The 18,314-nt window shown below is 39.0% G+C and carries 16 protein-coding genes; 14 read left to right on the forward strand and 2 right to left on the reverse strand.

Going from position 1 to position 18,314, the window contains the following annotated elements:
- Positions 1-198: 198 nt before the first annotated feature.
- The 12 genes from OU989_RS03115 to OU989_RS03170 all read left to right on the forward strand — a co-directional run bounded on the left by OU989_RS03115 (position 199) and on the right by OU989_RS03170 (position 15,721).
- On the forward strand, positions 199-438 hold the full coding sequence (locus OU989_RS03115) for an IDEAL domain-containing protein (RefSeq protein WP_274795661.1): 240 nt from the start codon (positions 199-201) through the stop codon (positions 436-438).
- An 842-nt stretch (positions 439-1,280) separates the two neighbouring features.
- The gene (gene uvrB / locus OU989_RS03120) at positions 1,281-3,260 is read left to right on the forward strand and encodes an excinuclease ABC subunit UvrB (protein ID WP_274795662.1); all 1,980 of its coding nucleotides are present in this window, start codon (positions 1,281-1,283) and stop codon (positions 3,258-3,260) included.
- Between the two features lie 7 nt (positions 3,261-3,267).
- Positions 3,268-6,135 (forward strand): excinuclease ABC subunit UvrA, encoded by a 2,868-nt coding sequence (gene uvrA, locus OU989_RS03125; RefSeq protein ID WP_274795663.1) that lies wholly within the window; start codon positions 3,268-3,270, stop codon positions 6,133-6,135.
- 360 nt (positions 6,136-6,495) lie between these two features.
- On the forward strand, positions 6,496-7,683 hold the full coding sequence (locus OU989_RS03130) for a DUF4097 family beta strand repeat-containing protein (protein WP_274795664.1): 1,188 nt from the start codon (positions 6,496-6,498) through the stop codon (positions 7,681-7,683).
- Between the two features lie 247 nt (positions 7,684-7,930).
- Positions 7,931-8,617 (forward strand): cell division ATP-binding protein FtsE, encoded by a 687-nt coding sequence (gene ftsE / locus OU989_RS03135; protein ID WP_016991524.1) that lies wholly within the window; start codon positions 7,931-7,933, stop codon positions 8,615-8,617.
- Positions 8,607-9,491 (forward strand): permease-like cell division protein FtsX, encoded by an 885-nt coding sequence (ftsX, locus tag OU989_RS03140; protein WP_274795665.1) that lies wholly within the window; start codon positions 8,607-8,609, stop codon positions 9,489-9,491. The genes ftsE and ftsX overlap by 11 nt, the downstream gene beginning before the upstream one ends.
- A gap of 54 nt (positions 9,492-9,545) precedes the next feature.
- Positions 9,546-10,853 (forward strand): murein hydrolase activator EnvC family protein, encoded by a 1,308-nt coding sequence (locus OU989_RS03145; RefSeq protein ID WP_274795666.1) that lies wholly within the window; start codon positions 9,546-9,548, stop codon positions 10,851-10,853.
- A gap of 235 nt (positions 10,854-11,088) precedes the next feature.
- A complete protein-coding gene (locus OU989_RS03150) occupies positions 11,089-11,721 on the forward strand; it encodes a hypothetical protein (protein WP_274795667.1) in 633 nt (210 codons plus the stop codon).
- Positions 11,718-12,305 carry a redoxin domain-containing protein gene (locus OU989_RS03155; protein ID WP_274795668.1) on the forward strand — a complete coding sequence of 196 codons (588 nt, stop codon included), beginning with the start codon at positions 11,718-11,720 and terminating at the stop codon, positions 12,303-12,305. Before OU989_RS03150 ends, OU989_RS03155 begins: the two co-directional genes overlap by 4 nt.
- Before the next feature lie 448 nt (positions 12,306-12,753).
- Complete coding sequence (locus OU989_RS03160; protein WP_274795669.1) at positions 12,754-14,196, forward strand: S41 family peptidase; 1,443 nt, start codon at positions 12,754-12,756, stop codon at positions 14,194-14,196.
- Between the two features lie 122 nt (positions 14,197-14,318).
- Complete coding sequence (locus OU989_RS03165) at positions 14,319-15,500, forward strand: PDZ domain-containing protein (protein WP_274795670.1); 1,182 nt, start codon at positions 14,319-14,321, stop codon at positions 15,498-15,500.
- Complete coding sequence (locus OU989_RS03170; RefSeq protein WP_274795671.1) at positions 15,500-15,721, forward strand: CsbA family protein; 222 nt, start codon at positions 15,500-15,502, stop codon at positions 15,719-15,721. Before OU989_RS03165 ends, OU989_RS03170 begins: the two co-directional genes overlap by 1 nt.
- A 34-nt stretch (positions 15,722-15,755) precedes the next feature.
- On the opposite strand, the gene OU989_RS03175 is transcribed toward OU989_RS03170, so the two are convergent.
- Complete coding sequence (locus OU989_RS03175; RefSeq protein ID WP_274795672.1) at positions 15,756-16,082, reverse strand: AzlD domain-containing protein; 327 nt, start codon at positions 16,080-16,082, stop codon at positions 15,756-15,758.
- Complete coding sequence (locus tag OU989_RS03180) at positions 16,079-16,810, reverse strand: AzlC family ABC transporter permease (protein ID WP_274795674.1); 732 nt, start codon at positions 16,808-16,810, stop codon at positions 16,079-16,081. Before OU989_RS03180 ends, OU989_RS03175 begins: the two co-directional genes overlap by 4 nt.
- Positions 16,811-16,934: 124 nt before the next feature.
- Between OU989_RS03180 and OU989_RS03185 the strand changes: the two genes are divergently transcribed.
- Both OU989_RS03185 and OU989_RS03190 read left to right on the forward strand, forming a co-directional pair.
- On the forward strand, positions 16,935-17,486 hold the full coding sequence (locus OU989_RS03185; protein ID WP_312504855.1) for a helix-turn-helix domain-containing protein: 552 nt from the start codon (positions 16,935-16,937) through the stop codon (positions 17,484-17,486).
- 11 nt (positions 17,487-17,497) lie between these two features.
- A complete protein-coding gene (locus OU989_RS03190) occupies positions 17,498-18,136 on the forward strand; it encodes a TVP38/TMEM64 family protein (protein ID WP_274797269.1) in 639 nt (212 codons plus the stop codon).
- Positions 18,137-18,314 lie beyond the last annotated feature (178 nt).

Here is an 18,314-nt window from a genome sequence, read left to right on the forward strand (position 1 = left end):
AACGGTAGTGTAGAACAGAAAATGGATTTGTTGAAATAGAGGAAATAGCTAAAGGGCATTCAGAAAAGAATGAAATGCTTAGAGAATTTGCTTTAAATCTCAAGAGATTAATAGCGAATCCAAGTTATTTTCGATTCGTAAGCATTGCATTTTAGTTTCAATTTTCATATAATTTAGAAAAGGATCGAGGTGAGATCGTTGGATAAATATTATTCGTATACCGATTTTCTAAAAGCCGTTGGTCAGTCAAAAAAAGTTGATGAGGCAGAGAAATTATTAAACGAGATTTATTTAGATCTATTTTTAAATCGTATCCAGCGTATGCATCGTCAAGAGCAGCTCATGGTTCTGATTGATAGAGCACTCGATGAAAAGGATGAACACGCATTTTATCAATACGCAGCCGAACTAAATTCCTTGCAGCAAACAGAAGAATAATCATATGGACGAACCCGCTCTCAGATCTATTGGAGAGCGGGATTTTTTATTGGAGGGATAGTTGGTGAGTTTATTGATGATAGGTTTTTGTTTGAAAGAGGGGGAAGTGATTTGAGGGAGAATATAGAAAACCTACTCGGGGATTAGTGACTTTGCTCGTAAAATAAGAAGAGCGCTCCAAAAGTGTAGTCCTCCGCTCATAAAAGGAGGAGAACCGCTCCAAAAGTGAATGTCCCCGCTCATAAAAGGAGGAGAACCGCTCCAAAAGTGAATGTCCCCGCTCATAAAGAGAAGATAACCGCTCCAAAAGTGAGTGACTCCGCTCATAAAGAGAAGATAACCGCTCCAAAAGTGAATGTCTCCGCTCATAAATGGGAAAGCCGCTCCAAAAGTGTAGTCCTCCGCTCATAAGAAGAGGAGACCCGCTCCAAATGTGAGTGACTAAGCTCATAAAGGGAGAAGAGGCACTCCAAAAGTGAATGCCTCCGCTCATAAAAAGAGGAGACTCACTCCAAAAGTGCAAGCCCCTTGCTCATAATAGAAGCGTCCCCGCTCCAAAAATGCGTGTCCCCCATAAAAGAAGACAATCAAAAAAGACTAACGTCATCCCAAAAGATAGTGACTACCACTCTAAAATTAAAATCTAATGAATAGAAAAAGCTTGAAAACCTGATGAAGCGGCTATTATGAGGGTAACAAGTATTAATGGCTTCACGGTTATTTATTACAAATTTACGAGATGAAAAAATTTTTTACAAACATTCGTTCGTTAAATGTTCGAAATTTTAATACTGCTATGCTAAAATATATGTACAAATTGGAAGGAAAGGGCGGGGACATGTGTGCAAACATTTGATTTACAAGCGCCATATCAGCCTAGTGGGGATCAGCCACAGGCAATTGCGGAATTAGTGGAGGGTGTGAAAGCAGGTAAGCGTCATCAGACATTGTTAGGAGCTACGGGAACAGGTAAAACGTTTACCATTTCGAATGTCATCCAGCAGGTTAAGAAACCAACACTTATTATGGCGCATAATAAAACACTAGCTGGTCAGCTATATAGTGAGTTTAAAGAATTCTTCCCAAATAACGCGGTTGAATATTTTGTCAGCTATTATGATTACTATCAACCAGAAGCCTATGTACCGCAGACAGATACCTATATAGAGAAAGATTCTAGCATTAACGATGAAATTGATAAGCTACGTCACTCTGCTACTTCTGCATTATTTGAGCGTGATGATGTCATCATTATTGCATCTGTGTCCTGTATTTATGGTTTGGGGTCTCCTGAAGAATATCGAGAAATGGTTGTATCGATTCGCACAGGCATGGAAATCGAACGGAACCAGCTACTGCGTAAACTTGTTGATGTTCAATACGAGCGCAATGATGTTAGTTTTACACGCGGAACATTTCGGGTACGTGGAGATGTAGTGGAGATTTTCCCTGCATCACGTGACGAGCATTGTATTCGTGTGGAGTTTTTTGGTGATGAAATTGATCGCATTCGTGAGGTAGATGCCTTAACGGGAGAAATTTTATCGGATCGAGATCATGTGGCTATCTTCCCTGCCTCCCACTTCGTAACACGTGAAGAAAAAATGCGAAAAGCCATTGAAAATATTGAAAAAGAATTAGAGGAACGTCTTGCGTTGTTGCGTGCAGAGGATAAGTTACTTGAGGCACAACGTCTAGAGCAACGTACTCGTTATGATTTAGAAATGATGCGTGAAATGGGCTTTTGCTCTGGGATAGAGAACTATTCACGTCATTTAACTTTGCGTGAAGCAGGTGCTACTCCGTATACACTGCTTGATTATTTCCCCGATGACTTTTTACTTGTAGTCGATGAAAGTCACGTTACACTTCCACAGGTTCGCGGAATGTACAATGGTGACCAAGCTCGTAAAGGGGTGCTCGTAGAACATGGCTTCCGCTTGCCATCTGCTCTTGATAACCGTCCATTGCGTTTTGAAGAATATGAAAATCGAGTGCATCAAGCCATTTATGTATCCGCAACACCTGGACCTTATGAGTTGGAGCACACTCCAGAAATGGTCGAGCAAATTATCCGTCCTACTGGATTATTAGATCCAGTAATTGATGTTCGTCCTATCGAAGGACAAATCGATAATTTGATCGATGAGATTCAAGATCGAATTGCGCGAGATGAGCGAGTTTTAGTGACAACGTTAACGAAGAAAATGTCTGAGGATTTAACCGCCTATTTGAAGGAAATGGGCTTAAAGGTTGAATACTTGCATTCTGAAATTAAGACACTAGAACGTATTGAGATTATCCGTGAGCTACGTAAAGGGACGTATGATGTCTTAATTGGTATTAATTTATTGCGTGAAGGACTTGATATTCCAGAGGTATCACTTGTAGCAATTTTAGATGCTGATAAAGAAGGATTTTTACGTTCAGAACGTTCATTGATTCAAACAATTGGTCGTGCTGCACGTAATGCGAATGGTCATGTCATCATGTACGCGGACAATATGACAGACTCAATGAAAAAGGCGATTGATGAAACGAAACGTCGTCGAGCATTGCAAATGGCTTATAACGAGGAGCATGGTATAACGCCTCAAACGATTATTAAGAAAATTCCTGATGTGATTCGTGCAACACAAGTAGCGGAAGAAGAAGAATCTTATGTTACGAAGGCTACAAAAGGCAAAAAGCTGACAAAGGCAGAAAAAGAGCAGCTGTTGGCTTCTTTAGAGGTAGAAATGAAAGAAGCAGCAAAAGCGCTTGATTTTGAACGTGCTGCTGAACTGCGAGATACAATATTTGAATTGAAGGTAGAAGGGTGAATGACTTGTGAAAAATACTGAAATTGTCGTGCAAGGTGCACGTGCTCATAATTTAAAAAATATCAATGTCACAATTCCACGTGATCAATTAGTCGTATTAACAGGTTTATCAGGCTCAGGGAAATCTTCATTAGCGTTTGACACAATTTATGCGGAGGGGCAACGACGTTATGTCGAATCCCTATCCGCCTATGCTCGTCAATTTCTTGGGCAAATGGATAAGCCGGATGTCGATGCAATAGAAGGTTTATCGCCGGCTATTTCGATTGACCAAAAAACAACGAGCCGGAACCCTCGATCGACTGTTGGTACAGTAACAGAAATCTATGATTACTTACGATTACTTTATGCTCGGATCGGTAAACCGATTTGTCCCAATCATGGCATAGAAATCACTTCTCAAACGATTGAGCAAATGGTGGACCGTTTATTAACTTATCCTGAAAGAACGAAAATGCAGCTCCTTGCGCCGATGGTTTCTGGACGTAAAGGAACACATGTTAAACTGCTGGAGGATTTAAAAAAGCAGGGCTTTGTACGTGTGCGTATAGATGGTGAATTACGTGATTTAGATGATGCGATTGATCTTGATAAAAATAAAAAGCATTCGATCGAAGTAGTAGTGGATCGCGTGGTCATGAAGGAAGGTATCGCTGCTCGTCTAAGTGATTCTCTAGAGACGGCTTTACGATTAGCTGATGGCCGAGTACTTGTGGATGTGATGGAGCACGAGGAACTACTATTTAGTGAACATCATGCCTGCCCGTTATGTGGTTTTTCTATTGGTGAGCTTGAGCCTCGTATGTTTTCATTTAATAGTCCGTTTGGTGCTTGCCCAAGCTGTGATGGCTTAGGTTCAACACAAGAAGTGGATTTAGATTTGGTCGTGCCTGATTGGGACCGTTCCTTGTTAGAGCATGCCATTGCACCGTGGGAACCAACTAGTTCGCAGTATTATCCACAATTATTAAAAGCGGTTTGTGATCACTATGATATTCCAATGGATGTGCCTGTGAAGGATTTACCAAAAGACAAGATGGATAAAGTTCTATATGGATCTGGAAAAGACAAAATTCACTTCCATTATGAAAATGAGTTTGGCAATGTGCGAGATCAAATGATTGAATTTGAAGGGGTAGTCCGTAATGTTGAGCGTCGTTTTAAAGAGACAACGTCAGATTATGTTCGTGAGCAAATGGAAAAATATATGGCTCAACAAGCTTGCCCTTCATGTAAAGGTTATCGCTTAAAGCCTGAAACATTGGCGGTAAAAGTAGCGGACAAGCATATTGGTGAAGTAACACAATACTCGATTCAGGAAGCGGACACATTTTTCAAAGAGCTTAATCTCACTGAAAAGGATTTGCAAATAGCTCGCCTAGTTTTACGAGAAATTGAGGAACGATTGGGCTTCCTTGTCAATGTAGGCTTAGACTATTTAACATTGAGCCGCGCTGCAGGTACTTTATCAGGTGGAGAGGCGCAACGTATTCGATTAGCTACACAAATCGGTTCACGTTTAACTGGAGTTCTCTATATTTTAGATGAACCTTCGATTGGTTTGCATCAACGGGATAATGATCGTTTGATTAGCACATTACAAAATATGCGTGATATCGGAAATACGCTAATTGTGGTAGAGCATGATGAAGATACGATGCTAGCAGCAGATTATCTCATTGATGTAGGACCGGGCGCAGGCGTTCATGGCGGTCAAATTGTAGCAGCCGGAACACCACAAGAAGTTATGAATAATGAAAAATCGTTAACTGGGCAATATTTAAGTGGTAAAAAATTTATTCCATTGCCAATTGAAAGACGTCAACCGAATGGTCGTAAGCTCTCTATTAAAGGTGCCAAGGAAAATAATTTGCGCAATGTCAAAGTGGATGTTCCACTAGGTTTATTTGTAGCGGTGACAGGAGTTTCTGGCTCTGGGAAGTCTACACTTATAAACGAAATTTTATATAAATCATTGGCACAAAAGCTGAATCGTTCTAAGGTCAAACCTGGCGAGCATAAAGAAGTGACGGGTATGGATGAGCTTGAAAAGGTTATTGATATTGACCAATCACCAATTGGGCGTACACCTCGTTCAAACCCAGCAACATATACTGGTGTCTTTGATGATATTCGCGATGTTTTTGCTGCAACAAATGAAGCAAAGGTACGAGGTTATAAAAAGGGCCGGTTTAGCTTTAATGTCAAGGGCGGTCGCTGTGAAGCATGTCGTGGGGATGGCATTATTAAAATCGAAATGCATTTCCTTCCAGATGTTTATGTACCTTGCGAAGTATGTCATGGTAAACGTTATAATCGTGAAACACTAGAAGTGAAATATAAAGATAAAAGTATCGCAGATATTCTCGATATGACCATTGAAAATGCAGTCGTGTTCTTCGAAAATATTCCAAAAATCCAACGTAAGCTACAAACAATTGTTGATGTTGGCTTGGGTTATATGAAATTAGGACAACCTGCCACAACCTTATCGGGTGGTGAGGCACAGCGTGTAAAATTGGCCTCAGAATTACATCGACGCTCTACAGGAAAGTCCTTCTATATTTTGGATGAACCAACAACAGGCTTACATGCCGATGATATTGCACGATTACTAGTCGTGTTACAACGACTTGTTGAAAATGGCGACTCTGTATTAGTAATTGAACATAATTTAGATGTTATCAAAACTGCTGATTATCTTATCGATTTAGGACCAGAAGGCGGAGACAAAGGCGGAACAATTGTTGCGACGGGTACACCTGAAGAAGTTGCAGAAGTGGCAGGCTCGTACACAGGGAAATACCTAAAGCCGATTTTAGAACGCGATCGTTTGCGAATGGATGCATTGCTAGCAGAGGCCTCTCAATCTTAAAAGGTGTTTCACTCGGTAGCTAATCAATTGGGTGAAAAGTGATCCAAAAGTAGAGAAACCCGCTCAATCAAGGTTGAAAAGTGATCCAAAAATGGAGAAACCCGCTCAATCAAAGGTGAAAAGTGATCCAAAAATGGAGAAATCCGCTCAATCAAAGGTGAAAAATGATCCAAATAGGAGAGCCCCGCTCAAACTAGTTTGGAAATTTAACCAAAAAGACAGATGTCCTATAAATTTTTCTGAAAGTAGTAATGCTAGGTTGCTGTAATGAAAAGAACCAATTTATTCAATTTTGCAGTGAAACTTTTCACATGATGAATCGTATAAATAGTATAACGAACTGAGGGAGGCTATTTATTTATGCAAAATGAACGTCAACGAATTTTAGAACTTGTAGAAAAAGGTACGATTTCGGCACAAGAGGCGATTACATTATTGGAAGCATTAGAGCAACCTGGCAAGTCTACTCAAAATGTTATGGATGATGTGACAAAAGAGACACCGTCCTTTTCAACTGAAAAAGAGTCACTCTTTGAAGAAAAACCAAAAGATAATGATAAGAAAAAAGATGATTTTATGAAGCATTTCCAAGATGAAATGCAGGATTTTCGTAAAGATTTAACACAGATCGGTTCTCTTTTTATGGATATGATGAATACGGCTGTTAAAAAGGTTAAGGAATTTGATGTAGCCTCTCCATTTGGAGATAAAATTGAGTTTACACATACTGAAGAAGTGGCTGCTGCCCATGTAGACAATGTTATTGTTGAATTACCAAACGGTAACTTTTCATTGGAAGCTAGTGAAGGAGACACAATCCAAGTTATTTGCAAGGTGAAGGCACCACTGATGAACGATAGTGAGGAAGAGACACGTAATCACTTTTTAGAGCAATTTGTTGTGAAAGAGGATGAGCGTTCATTGCGCATTTTAAGCCAATTGAAGCTTGTTCAAGTTAATGTTAAGGTGGTAGTCCCTAAGGAAAAGCTTGAAAAATTATCTGTTCGTCTAATGAATGGTAGTGTTTCTTTACAAGACACAGAGTTTGAAGAATTAAAAGTGAAAACGTTAAATGGTGCTATTAAAGGTACGAAGTTTAACTTTGGAAAAGCGGAAGTTGATTCATCTAATGGCTCCATTGAATTGACAAATGTCCGTGGTAAAGATTTAGAAGCTGAAACATTAAATGGACGTGTTTATTTAGATGGTGCTTTGGATGAAGTGGAAGCTAAATCTGTCAATGGACATGTAGTGGTGACGACTTGTTCAACAAACTCATCGAAAATAAAGGCACAGACAGTTGCTGGGGCAGTCGAATTATATGTCCCACGATCAATTTCATTAAGCGGAAAAGTTGTCACGAATTTTGGGAAAGTGGATGTAGGAATTCAGGATGTTTCTAAAATGGAATCACAAGATCAATTCCTTTCTAAAGTAGTTCGTTTTGATAAAGAAGTAGAAGGTGCAAATCGTTTATTTATCGAAGGTGAATCGAAAACGGGTGCTGTATTAGTACGCTATACAACAACAGACGAACAACAAATTTAACAACAGAAGCATTTGGGCTATCTTAAAGGCCTGAATGCTTTTTTAAATCAAACAGGATTCGACGCTAAAGGAAGTCGATTTCTGTTTTTATTTTGTGTCATTTTCTTAAAAATAATGGCAAGGAAAGAACGAAATTGAAGGAACTACCACGGATTGAAATGAAACTGTAATAAAAAAACAGAAATAGAGTGCTATAATAGTAAAAGAAATACCTCTTACATAGATGAGAGTTTTAGGTGGTTTAATCATGATAGAAATGAAAAATGTGACAAAGAAGTACCCAAATGGTGTTGTTGCGACAAATGGTATTTCCGTTAATATAAAGCAAGGCGAATTTGTGTATGTAGTTGGTCCAAGTGGGGCAGGTAAATCTACATTTATTAAATTGATGTACCGTGAAGAAAAGGCAACATCAGGGCAAATCATTGTCAATGGTATTGATTTAGCAACATTAAAGAATAAAAAGGTCCCTTTTTTGCGCCGTCAACTTGGCGTTGTTTTCCAAGATTTCAAATTGCTACCTCGTTTGAATGTTTATGAGAACGTAGCATTTGCGCTTGAAGTAATTGAGGAAAAGCCAGATGAAATAAGACGTCGTGTTATGGAAGTATTAGAACTTGTAGGATTAAAGCATAAAGCAAGAATGTTCCCAAATGAGCTGTCAGGGGGGGAACAGCAACGAGTATCGATTGCACGTTCGATTGTCAATGTTCCGAAAGTGGTGATTGCAGATGAACCTACTGGGAACCTTGATCCTGAAACATCATGGGAAATTATGAATTTATTTGAGGAAATTAATGCACGAGGAACAACGATTGTGATGGCAACCCACAACCGTGAAATTGTAAACACGATTCGTCGTCGTGTAATAGCAATTGAGGGCGGATTAATTGTCCGTGATGAACACGGAGGTGAATACGGCTATGAAATTTAATACAGTCCAACGTCACTTCCGTGAAAGTGTCAAATCACTTGGCCGAAATAGCTGGATGACCATTGCATCTGTTAGTGCCGTAACAGTTACGCTCATACTAGTAGGCGTTTTTGCGCTTATTATGATGAATTTAAATAAAGTAGCAACCGATTTAGAAAACGATGTCGAAATTAAAGTTTTAATTGATGAGACGGCGGATGAAGCTGCTGAAAAAGCACTCATTGAAAAAGTCAAAAAATTGCCTGGTGTCTCTGAGATGAACTATTCCACAAAAGAAGATGAGTTAACCAAGCTAGTCAAAGATTTTGGTGATGATTTTAAGCTATTTGAACAAAGTAACCCATTACGTAATGTAATTTATGTAAAGGCTGCTGACCCGCAGCAAACAGCAAAAGTTGCTAAAGCAATTGATAAATATGAGTATACATATGACGTTATGTATGGCGAAGGAAAAGTTGAAAAACTATTTAACTTCTTAAATATTAGTCGTAATGTAGGAATCGTGCTTATTTTAGGGTTATTATTTACGGCAATTTTCTTAATTTCGAATACTATTCGTATTACGATTATTGCACGTCGAGATGAAATTGAAATTATGAAACTTGTAGGGGCTACAAATTCATTTGTACGTATCCCATTCCTATTGGAAGGTATGTGGCTCGGGATTTTAGGTTCCATCATTCCGATTGCGGTTGTCACAACCCTTTACCACAATGTATATAAAATTATTGCACCACGTTTACAAGGTGAGCTTATTCAAGTACTTGATTTTTCTCCACTTGTGTATCAGGTGAGCGGTCTTCTGTTACTCATAGGGGTACTTATCGGTATTTGGGGAAGCTTCATGTCAGTACGCAAGTTCTTAAAAATTTAGTCACAACGGATATTTGTGAGGTAGAACAAGAATAGTCGAAGGGGAGTTCAATCGGTGAAAAGTAAGGCGAAAAACACATTGAAAACACTTGCAGCAGCATCTGCTCTAATTCTTTTTATCCAAACTCCATCAGCATATGCAACAAGTTTGTCGGATTTAAAAGAAGAAAAGAAACAAGTTGAAACAAAGAAAAATGAATTAAACTCTTCGATTAGTAATAAGTCAAATGCCATTACTGCTAATCAAGAAAAGCAACAAAAAATCTTAGATCAAATTCAAGCATTGAACGCTGAAATCGACAAAACCAATAGTAATATTAAAAATGTACAAGCTGATATTCATGCAACAAATGAAGAAATTAAAAAATTAGAAGCGTCTATTAAGGAACTTCTGCATAAAATCGAAGAGCGTGATTTATTGTTACAAGAGCGTGCTCGTGCCATTCAAGCGGGTGGATCAGTAAGCTATTTAGACGTATTGCTTGGTTCTAATAGTTTTGTAGACTTCATCGATCGTTTCTCTGCAGTCAATGCATTATTAGAAGCAGATCGTCAAATTATTCAAGATCAAAAAGAAGATAAACAAAAATTAGAAGAGCAAAAGCAAGCAGTTGAAGAAAAGCGAAAAAAATTGGAAGGTAAAAAAGCTGAGCTTGAAAGATTAAAAGCATCATTAGATGGTCAAAAAGCTGAGAAAAACAAATTAGTCGACCAATTAGAAAAAGAGCAAGAAAAGCTAAAATCAGAGAAAGTATTACTTGAAAAAGAATACTCTGAAGCATTAGAAGTAAGCCAAGAATTACAAGATCAAATTATTGCTGAACAAAAGCGTTTAGCTGAAATTGCTCGTCAACAAGAAGCAAAACGTAAAGCAGCCGCGGCAGCTGCGGCGGCAGCTGCTAACAAAGGTGGTGGCGGTTCATCTGGTGGAACAGTCAATGCGCCTCAATCAAATGGTACATGGATTAAACCAACGAATGGTCGCTTAACGTCACCATATGGCTGGAGAAATCTTGGGGCAGGCCCTGAATTCCATTACGGTGTCGACCTTGCGAATGCAACGGGTACACCAATTTGGGCAGCATCGGATGGCGTAGTTTCTTATGCAGCACCACTTAGTTCATATGGTAATGTTGTCATCCTAACACACTCCATTGATGGACAAATTTATACAACTGTCTATGCGCATTTAAGTGCATTCAATGTTAGTGTAGGACAGGAAGTAACACAAGGTCAGCAAATTGCAGCGATGGGCAGTACTGGTCGCTCCACTGGTCCACATTTACACTTTGAAGTGCATAATGGCCCTTGGAGAGGACAAGCAGTCGGCAGTGTAAACCCACTAAAATATATTCCATTGTAAAAAATAAGCTATACATTAGAGTTTTCTAGTGTATAGCTTTTTGTATGTCTACTATTGTTTCCCTCAAAGCCTTCGTTCCATACTTTTTGTAAAATATGTTATGATGAACATATACATAGTGGGGTATTTTTACGACCCTGATTTCTTAAGAATTTCTGAAAACGTAGGAAATATTCTTATTTTAAAAAGGTTCTATGCTATGCTGTATGTATCTTTTGGAGGAGGGTTTGTTGGAGTGATTAATACGGAGTGGTACTCCATTCGAGCATTAACTTTACCAGCAACTGCTATCGCTTTACTTGCTACATTTTTTATTGTGTGGCTTATATTGCGTATACAATTTTCAAAAAAGTGGTCGGATGTATATAGTGATGCCGTTTTCACATTTATCATTGTGTGGAAATTAAGCCTGTTAGTAACTGATTTCAAGTCCGTTGTATCTTATCCAATTTCTTTGCTTTATTTTAATGGCGGAACCATTGGTGTTTATGTTGGCGTCATTGTAGCATCTTTGCAAATATGGAGAAAGCGTCACAAACTGGGGTTTGATGAACGGGTGATGATACCTTGTAGCTGGGCAATTATTTTAACGCAATCAATTTATCAAATGCTTGTCGTGCTACTCAACGACAACACCACACCGAGTGAAGTTATTACATTAGTTGTGCTAAGTCTATTAACACTCCTCATATTATGGAAACTAGCAGCAATGAAACAAACTTTATTACTCTATACAGTTAGCTATATACTTGTTGCCTTCTTTCAGCCACTAGGTGTATCGCAAACAGCTGTGGGAGTCAGTCTAGTATTACTTTGTATGGGAATAGTCATTCAACGTGAGCGAAACATTGTGGGAGGTAAGGAATGAAAAAAAATATTGGACTACTGATTGTCGTGCTTTTAGTAGTTGCGATGATTGGTACATATGTAAAGCAGCAAATTGACGAAGAACGTGCAATTGAAAAATCGGCCCTCGGTAAGGATATGGAGGAGCGTGAAGTAGGCTTAGGAAATGGGGATACACCACCTGATTTCACATTAACAAGCTTAGATGGGGAAGACATTACGCTAAGTGATCTCCGAGGAAAAAAGGTTGTTTTGAATTTCTGGGCGACATGGTGTCCACCATGTAAGGCGGAAATGCCACATATGCAAAGCTTCTATGATGAGTATGCAAAAGAGAAAAATGTTGAAATCTTAGCTGTTAATTTAACAACGGCAGAGCGTGATGTGACAGATGACGCGAAAGTGGACACAGTCATGACCTTTAGAGATAGCTTCGAGCTAACATTCCCAATTCTATTGGATCAAGATAATTCGGTAGGATTGGATTATCAAATTATTCCCATTCCAACAACTTATTTTATTGATTCCAACGGCTATATTCAACGTGCCATTAAAGGACCTATGGACGTGGACATGTTAAAGGAATATGTAGATGCATTAGATTAATTCATAAAAAATCTGTTCGTTTTCTATAGTAGAAACGAGCAGATTTTTTTATTTATAAACAAGAGTGAAATGAAATACTCGCGGGGCAAGGGTGAATACCCGCGGGCAAGGTGAATACCCGCGGAGCAAGGCGAAATACCCGCGGAACGAGAGTGAATACCCGCGGAACGAGAGTGAATACCCGCGGAGCAAGGCGAAATACCCGCGGAACGAGAGCGAACACCCGCGGAGCAAGGCGAAATACCCGCGGAACGAGAGTGAATACCCTCGGAACGAGAGTGAATACCCGCGGAGCAAGGTGAATACCCGCGAAGCAGGGCGAAATACCCGCGAAGCAAGATGAAACCCTTAGGGAAAGTGAAATATTCTCCCTTCATAAATTTGAAAGGTAATCTTGTATGTTTGAAAAAATAGAGTCATACAGTAAAAGAGACGGAGGAGGGAAGATTTGCGCAAATTAACGGCTGGTGTCGGAGTCCTACTTAGTAGTTTAGTGGTAGGTAGTGGTATTTACTTTGATTGGTTCAATATTGGCGATAAAAAGGAGCCTGTTACGGAGGTTGATACAATTGGTGAAGCCATGACACTCATCGAAGAGAAATCTGTATACAGTACGAAAAAGGATGCCTTGGTGGAGGGGGCTCTTCGTGGTATGGCTGATGCCATTAAGGACCCTTACAGTACGTATTATTCCAAGGAAGAGGCAGAGCAACATCGGCAAATGCTGGCCGAGGAAAGAGTGGGCATAGGGATTGAACTAACAGAAAATAAAGGGAAATTTATTGTTGTGTCTCCAGTCCGTTCATCACCAGCAGAGAAGGCAGGTATGCGCTCGCTCGATGAAATTGTACAAGTTGATGGGGTTCGGGTTGATGGGAAAACGATGAGTGAGTTAATGCATTTAATTCAAGGTGAGAAAGGAACGAAGGTAACCATTGTTGTTTATCGTCCTAGTGAGGATAAACATATTAAAATGACAATGGAACGCGCTGCCATCTCTAATAAAACCGTATCAAGTGAAGTTGTAATGGTTGAAGATACAGCCATTGGTTATGTGGTTATTTCATTATTTGGTGAAAAGACAGCGAATGAATGGGTTGCTGAAACAAGTAAATTGCTTCGTAAAGATGTTGAAGGAATCGTAATTGATGTACGTGATAATCCAGGTGGTTATTTACATAGCGTCGCAGCGCTACTGAGCACGGTATTAGACAATGGCAAAGTATTTGCATATATGCAAAATGCGGAAGGGGCTATGGAACCATTAAAAACACAAACAAAGGGCTTTGATGAAAAATATTTAGAAACGATGAACAAAATTCCAATCGTTGTTTTACAAAATCAAGGTAGTGCTTCTGCTAGTGAGGTGTTGAGCGGTGCTTTAAAAGGATGGGGGCGTGCTTCACTTGTGGGGGTTAAAAGCTTTGGGAAAGGAACTGTGCAGGAATCTTGGGAGCTTTCAAATGGTGGGGAATTAAAATTATCAACCAATAAATGGCTGACACCAAAACGCGAATGGATTCATGGGCAGGGTATTGAAGCAAGTTTAGTAATTGAGCAAAATGAATTATTTGCTTTTCAACTCCATCCTCTAACAGGTAAGTTTAAAGTGGGTGATATGAGTGAGGAAATTTCGTATTCACAAAATGCCTTACAGAAACTAGGCTATCAAATTGATCGTTTAGATGGCTATATGGACGAGACAACGGCAGAGGCGGTTAATCTTTATCGTAAACAGAAAAAATTAAAACTTGCAGAAGATGAATTTTACATGGATACAACGTTCTTTAATAGTTTAAATGAGACGTTAAAGGATTTTAAAGCCGATCGTCAAAATGATCAGCAATTCCAAATGGCCACTAGCTTTTTACTACATGCAATTGAACAATAACATCTTCTAAAAGAATAAAATGACCATAATACAAAGCTTTCTATGAGTTTGTACTACGCAAGAGTGTAGTCGTTTGATACAATAAATTCATAGTATTCATGATAGAAATGGCGGGTGTTCGTATGGTTAGTGAGATATTAATAGAAATTGTAACAGCGATTGGCCGCTTTTTACTCAACCCATTACTGTATATAGTCATAATATTTGCTATTTTATTAGGTTATCGTCGTGTAAAACAGGAGCGAAAATATTTTAATAGACGCATTATTTGGGGCTGGACGGAGCTAATCGGACAATGGAAAGATGGGTGGCTTTATGCATTACTCATTTCTCTTATCAGTATGATAGCAGGGCTTACTGTACCGAAAGAATTTTTAATTATTTTAATAGCAGTTTCTATAGTAGCACTTATCTTGTATTTCATTAATGCATTGTCACCCATTTTCACAATGGGTATTGCAACATTAGCGATATGGGCTATGTCCTATTACCATTGGTCTTTCTCTTGGTGGAAAATTTCCTTTGAGGATGTCAATTTAGATGATGGAGCAGTCGTTACGATTACCATTCTTGCGGGTCTTTGTGTCATTGCGGAAGGACTATTGATTCGACGTGCAGCAATGAAGGTTACTACGCCTAGTATTGAAAAAACGAAGCGGGGTATGCAGGCTATTGTGTATCGTTCAAGGAATGTTTGGGTGCTTCCGATTTTCTTTGTTATGCCTGGTGATGCTATTTCTGCCGTGTTGCCGTATTGGCCATTGTTTACGATAGGAGATAGTCAATTTGCATTTGTATTGTTTCCGATTGTTATAGGCTTTGCCAAGCTGCTAAGAAAGGAATTACCAGCATTAAAGCTGCCTAAAATAGGGCGATCTGTTTTATTACTAGGACAGCTTATTTTAATAGGCGGTTTAGCTGCTTATTTTGAGCCAATGATCGGTTTCCTGACGCTCGGTATTGGAGCGCTAATCCGTATCATTATGTCTATTTACTTTGCTCAACAAGATAAAACAGATCATTATGCGGTAGCACCAAGTACAAAGGGTGCGATTATAGCAGCCGTACTTCCTGATTCACCAGCTGAAAAAATGGGCTTACTGGCAGGGGAATGTATTCGCAAGGTAAATGGTGTGACTATTTTTACTGAAAATGAACTGTACGAAGCGCTACAATTAAATGCAGCCCATTGTCGTCTAGAAGTGTTAGATCGAAATAATGAAATTCGTCTCACACAGCATGTTATATATAGTAATGATCATTACCGCATCGGATTACTTCTTGCTGAGCCGAGGGATGTATAATGGACGTTTTTGGAAAAATGATGTTAGCATTATTTATACCTGCTTTATTGGTGTTATTGTTTACAAGAATTACGTATAATCGCTATGTTGCATTAGTATTAGCGATTGCACTAATTGCTGCCTCTGTCTATGCAGGTTACACATCTCCATCAATTATTTTTGTCATTGATGCTTTTTCACTAACAGTCGGTTTTTGGCTAGCAAGTAAACTGAAGAAATAAAAGAAGGTCAGTCCTAGCGAAGGGACTGACCTTTTTACATGAAAAATCGTACAGCTGCCATAATGATAACGCCAGCAATAACTGTAATAGACAAACTTTTTGTAATAAGTGCAATAATTAGTGTTGGCACAAATGTAACAAAAACGGGCCAATCCAATGTCACCAATTTGCCACTGTCAGTATCTAATAAGTTTTCGATGACAAGAGCACTTAAAATACAAACAGGAATAAAACTGAGCCATTTAAGCACCACATCGGGGAGTGTTACACTACGTACGAACATAAAGGGAATAACACGCGGTAGCCATGTAACAAGGGCACAGCCGATAATGAGCCAGACCATATATGTAGTTGTCGTCACTTATCCGTCACCACCCCAATTGTTGCGACAATGATTGTTGCTAGCAGCACAGCCACATGCGAAGGTACTATATAAGAAAGACCATACATAATGACCGCCATATAGCCGATTAATTTAATATAATGCATGATTTTACTTTTGCCAACGCTGCTCAATTGTAGAACTAATAGCGCAACAAACATGGCAATTAACGCAAAATCTAAGCCCCATTTTTCAGGGTGGGCTACCCACTGACCTAAAAAGGCACCAGTAACACAGGAAAGAATCCAGAAAGAGTAGGCAGTAATGTTTAGTCCATCCATCCATTTGCCGTATAATTTGCTTGTTTGCATTTGCTTTGTTACGGCTACGCCAAATGTTTCATCTGTTAATAATGTACCAAAGCCAACATTTCTTAGCATGGAATAGCGCGTAAAATGAGGTGCTAATGTTAAACTCATTAATAAATGGCGTAGATTGACGACAAAAATGGTTACAATAATAGCAGAAGCAGGACTACTTGTTAAGAGAAGCGCACAAAAAATAAATTGTGCAGATCCAGCATAAACAAGGATCGTTAAAAGTGCGATTTCAAGGACAGATAAACCAGAAGCGGAACCTACAACACCGAATGCAAGTCCTATACTAATATAACCGAGTAATGTTGGTACACAATCTTTCACACCTTGTAAAAAGCTATCGTTGGAAGAGCTTGTTGTATTCTGATGAAGCTCTGTTGTACTTGTCATAAATAGGTCATCCTTTCTTGATAATTTCCATGTATACTATTGATGGAATTGTTTGATAGTTCTTGATGTTTATTAAAGTATACATATGTCTGATAAAATAAACAATAGAAAATGGTGAGTAAAAGTGGAACAAATGAGCCGGAATTTAGCATTTCAATTAAAAAAAATTAGACAGCAGCGTCATTTAAGCCTAGATGATGTAGCAAAAGAAACAGGCGTTAGTAAAGCGCAGCTTGCCCAAATTGAAAAAGGAGAGGCCAACCCAACTGTGTCGACGATTTGGAAAATTGCTGCAGGGATGCGTATTTCATTTTCTTCTTTATTGCAGCCACCAACAGCCCATTTCACACGTTATAGCAGTAAAGATGTGCCACATGTCGATGAGGACGAGGGGCGCTATCGAGTGTATTCTATCATTCCGTATAACCCGGAGCGGGGTTGGGAATTCTATAAGGTTGAAATGGAGCCAGGAGCCGTTAGCAGGAGTGAAGCTCATACAGAAGGGGTAGAAGAAACTATAATGGTCATCAAGGGACAAGCAGTTATTTCTGCTGGAGATATGCATGAATTACTGGAAGAAGGGGATACACTAGTATTCTCAGGGCATCAGCCCCATGAATATCGAAATACGTCAGATGAGCTAACTATTTTTCATTTAATTTTACAGTATAAATAGAGGTGTCGATGTTGAGTGAATGGTTTACTGTAGAAAATATTGAACAGATTGCGGCACAGTATCGAACACTTGGTCCAATCATTGGTTTACTGTTACCATTTTTAGAAGCGTTTTTACCATTTCTTCCTTTAGTCGTGTTCGTTGTTGCTAATGCAAGTGCATTTGGTTTATGGTTAGGATTTTTATTATCTTGGTTAGGCTCCGTAGCTGGCTCCTATGCAGTATTTTTGCTTGTCCGCCATTTTGGTAAGCATCCAAAGCTACGATTTTTAACAGGCAGTAAAAAAGTACAGAAGCTGATAAAATGGGTGGATATGAATGGTATTAGTCCTCTTTTTGTCCTCCTATGCTTTCCCTTTACACCATCTGTCATAGTGAATATTGTAGCGGGGTTGTCCCATATTCATAAAAAGTTTTACTTAGTCGTTTTACTAGCTGGAAAGTTTGTCATGATTTTAGGGATGAGTGTACTAGGCTATGATCTTCAATCCTTATTGACAAGCCCTGTAAGATTAGTGATTGCTGCAGTTGCGATTGTTATTTTATGGTGGGTAGGCAAGCTGATTGAGAAGCGATTGAACGCTCGTGTAGAAAGAGATTTAAAGCAATCGCGAAATTTGACGAAAAACCATGATCACCCTGCCAGTTAGCTATTTACTATAGCCTCTTTCTTTATTTGAAGAGGCTGTTTTTTTATGTAAACATATCCTTCTTTTTTATTATCAGGTGAAGGTTGATAAATAGTATTTACTAGTTTTTTTCGATAGAATTTAAGGTAGACTATTAAAGTTGATTTTAAATATAGAAGGGTTCACTCAAAGAGAAAAG

Source organism: Lysinibacillus irui (genome assembly GCF_028877475.1).
GTDB lineage: Bacteria > Bacillota > Bacilli > Bacillales_A > Planococcaceae > Lysinibacillus > Lysinibacillus irui.